Here is a 3,249-nt window from a genome sequence, read left to right on the forward strand (position 1 = left end):
CCGGCGCGCGGTGACGTCTTCGCCGAACAGGTGCACGCGCCCCAGCGCCGGCTGCGGGTGGTACGACCAGCTGAGCACGCGCGCCTCCACCGGCACCTCCACCGCGCGGACGGCGGACCCGCTCGCCAGCGCGCCGCGCACCAGGTCCGCGTGCCCCGCACCGGGGAGCGCCCGCTCGATCGGCGCGCCCAGTTCCGCCGCCAGCCGCCCCGCCGCGGGGTTGGCGTACACGATGCGCCCCTCGCGGTCGCACTCCAGCACCGGGTTGGGCGTTTCGCGCGGAAAGGCGGCCAGCCGCTCGTTTTCTTCCTCCGCCCGCTTTCGCTCCGTGACCTCGTGCACCAGGCCGATGACGCCGGCCACCGATCCGTCCGCGGACCGGTGCGGAACGTACTGCACCCAAATCCACCCGGAGCGCACGCCGGGAACGTGGTAGCGGCGGTCGGGGAGAGAGACGGACTCGCCCGCCAGCACGCGGCGCAGCACCGGCTCCAGCCGCTCGTCGCGCAGGTGCGGGTACAGCTCCAGCGCGTTGCGCCCCAGCGCGTCCGCGGCGGAAAGGCCGGTCATCTCCTCCATGAAGCGGTTCCACGCCAGGTAGCGGAACTCGCGGTCGCACACCGCCACGCCCACGGCCTCGCTCTGCCGAAGCGCCTGGAACAGCGAATCCTGGATCCCGTCCGGGCACTCGGAATCCGCCACCGCTGTACGCGAAGTCCCCAAAGTGCCGCAGGTGGAAGACGCGGCGCGCATCTCGTCCGAAAGAAGGACCATCGTCCGGGAACCGGGTGCGGGTGAGGGGAGAAACGCGGAACGGAGCGGACATGCTAGTGTCCACTCCGTTCATCGCGCAAGCATTCCGTCACCGCGTGGCCAAAGCAGACAGCCAGCAATTCCGCCGATTTTGCCCGTCTCTGGCGGCTTTGGAATCTACCAGCGGCGCTGCTCGGCAAGCAGCGCGCGGATCCCCGGCGGGTCCAGCGGGGGCGAGATCAAAAAGCCCTGCGCATACTCGCAGTCCAGCGAGCGCACCAGCTCCATCTGCTCCACCGTTTCCACCCCCTCGGCGATCACGGCCAGCCCCAGCCCGTGCGCCAGCGTGGCGATCGTCGCCACCATCTGCGTGGTGGCGGGCTCGCCGGGAACGCGCGTCACAAAGCTGCGGTCGATCTTGAGCCCGTCCAGAGGAAGGGTGTGCAGCGAGCTGAGCGACGAGTAGCCGGTGCCGAAGTCGTCCATCTGCACCTGGATGCCGAACTCCTTGAGCTGCCGAAGCATGGCGCCCGCGGACCCCGGGTTGTCGATGATGGCGCTTTCGGTGATTTCCAGCTTGAGGTGGCGCGGATCCAGTCCGGAATCCGCCAGCGCCGCGCGGATCACCTCCACCAGGTCGCGCTGGCCGAACTGCTTGGCGGAAAGGTTCACGGAAAGGGCGATGCGGGCGTCGCGGAACTCGCGCCGCCACGCCGCGAGCTGCGCGCACGCGGCGTTCAGCACCCAGACGCCGAGGGGAAGAATGATCCCCGTCTCCTCCGCCACGCCCACGAAGTCCGCGGGAGAGATGCGGCCGCGCGTGGGGTGGTCCCAGCGCAGCAGCGCCTCCAGCCCCACCATGTGCCCCGTCCGCAGCGAGACGATGGGCTGGTACACCAGGCTGAACTCGTTGCGGCTCAGGGCGCGGCGCAGGTCCGTTTCCAGCTCCAGCCGCTCCACGGCGCGGGCGTGCATCTCCGCGTCGAACACCTCGCAGCGCAGGGTGGCCGAGCCCTTGGCGCGGTACATGGCCATGTCGGCGTTGCGCAGCAGGTCCTCCGGCCGCTCCCGTCCACTTTCCGCCAGCGCGATGCCGATGCTGGCCGCGGTGAACAGCTCGTAGTCCCCCAGCGCGACGGGCTCGGCGAGCGACTCCGCCACCCGCCCGGCGATTCGCGTCGCCTCCTCCACCGCCTCCAGGCCGTCCAGAAGCACGGCGAACTCGTCGCCGCCAAAGCGGGCCACGGTGTCCGTCAGGCGCACGGAGGCGCGAATGCGGTCGGCCACCACGTTCAGCAACTCGTCGCCCACGTGGTGGCCGAGCGAATCGTTGACCACCTTGAAGCGGTCCAGGTCCAGGAACAGCACCGCGCACACGCCCCCTTCCCGCCGCCGCACGCGCAGCAGGGCCGCCGTGAGCCGCTCCATGAACAGGTGGCGGTTGGGCAGCCCGGTGAGCGGATCGTGCAGCGCCTGGTGAATCAGCCGGTCCTCCACCCGCTTCTGCTCCGTCACCTCTTCACCAAAGACGTGCACGGCGTTCAGCGACGGCTGCGGATGGTACGTCCAGGTAAAGACGCGCGGGCCAACGGTGACCTCGCGGTGGCGGATTCCGGCGGACTGCGCCACGCACCGCCGCACCAGTGCCTCGTGGTCGCGCGGGAGCAGTTCGGCGGGCCCGTCCAGGCGCATGTCCATGATCAGCCGCTCCGCCGCGGGGTTCACGTACTGCGGCTGGCCGGCCAGGTCGCACTCCAGAATGGGGTTGGGCGACTGCTCGGGGATGGAGGCCAGGCGGCGGATCTGGTCGTCGCGCCGCCTGCGGTCGGTGACGTCGCGGGAGTTGATGACGACGCCGCGCACCACCGGATCGTCCAGCAGGTTGCGGCCCACGCCCTCGAAGATGCGCCACTCGCCGTTGCGGTGCCGCACCCGCACCTCCAGCGGCAGCCCGGTGGCCGGAACGCCGCGCGCGGCCCGCAGTTCATCCAGCAGGCCGGCGACGTCGTCGGGGTGCAGCAGGTCCAGGATGTTGCGCCCGATCAGCTCCTCGGCGTCGTAGCCCACCAGGCGCTTGACGGAGGGGGTGATGTACCGCGTGGTGCGGTCCGCGTTGATGACGTGAATGACGTCGCGCGCGTTTTCCACCAGCGAGCGGAAGTACGCCTCGCTTTCGCGCAGCGCGGCGGCGGGGTCGGCCAGCGCGGGCGCGGAAAGCGGGTCGCCCGCCGGGGGGAGGATCGTGTACGGGCGGTCGGTGACGGGCACAGCGGGGGACGGCGGCGGGGAAGTGCAGGGCCGGATTGCCGGCGCAGCACGGTCTGGCGAGATGCAGCGGATTGTATTCTGAATACGATAACGCCTTTGCGGCCCTCACGCCACGGCGGCATCGGGCCGCAGGCGGGTCCGGGAGACGGCGCAGCCGGACGGAGGACGACGGGCGGATGAGGGCGTGTCCCTCCGCTGCGCTCCGGGCCGGGCTGCGCGCGCCGTAGG

General features: G+C 71.0%; 2 protein-coding genes. Both read right to left on the minus strand.

What is annotated here, in order from left to right:
* A partial coding sequence (locus VF665_RS06930) for a PAS domain-containing protein (RefSeq protein WP_331052682.1) occupies positions 1-702 on the minus strand: 702 nt, incomplete at its 3' end.
* 228 nt (positions 703-930) lie between these two features.
* A complete protein-coding gene (locus tag VF665_RS06935) occupies positions 931-3,021 on the minus strand; it encodes a putative bifunctional diguanylate cyclase/phosphodiesterase (protein ID WP_331052683.1) in 2,091 nt (696 codons plus the stop codon).
* Positions 3,022-3,249: the final 228 nt, after the last annotated feature.

Source organism: Longimicrobium sp. (assembly GCF_036387355.1).
In the GTDB taxonomy this organism is placed as follows: Bacteria; Gemmatimonadota; Gemmatimonadetes; order Longimicrobiales; family Longimicrobiaceae; genus Longimicrobium.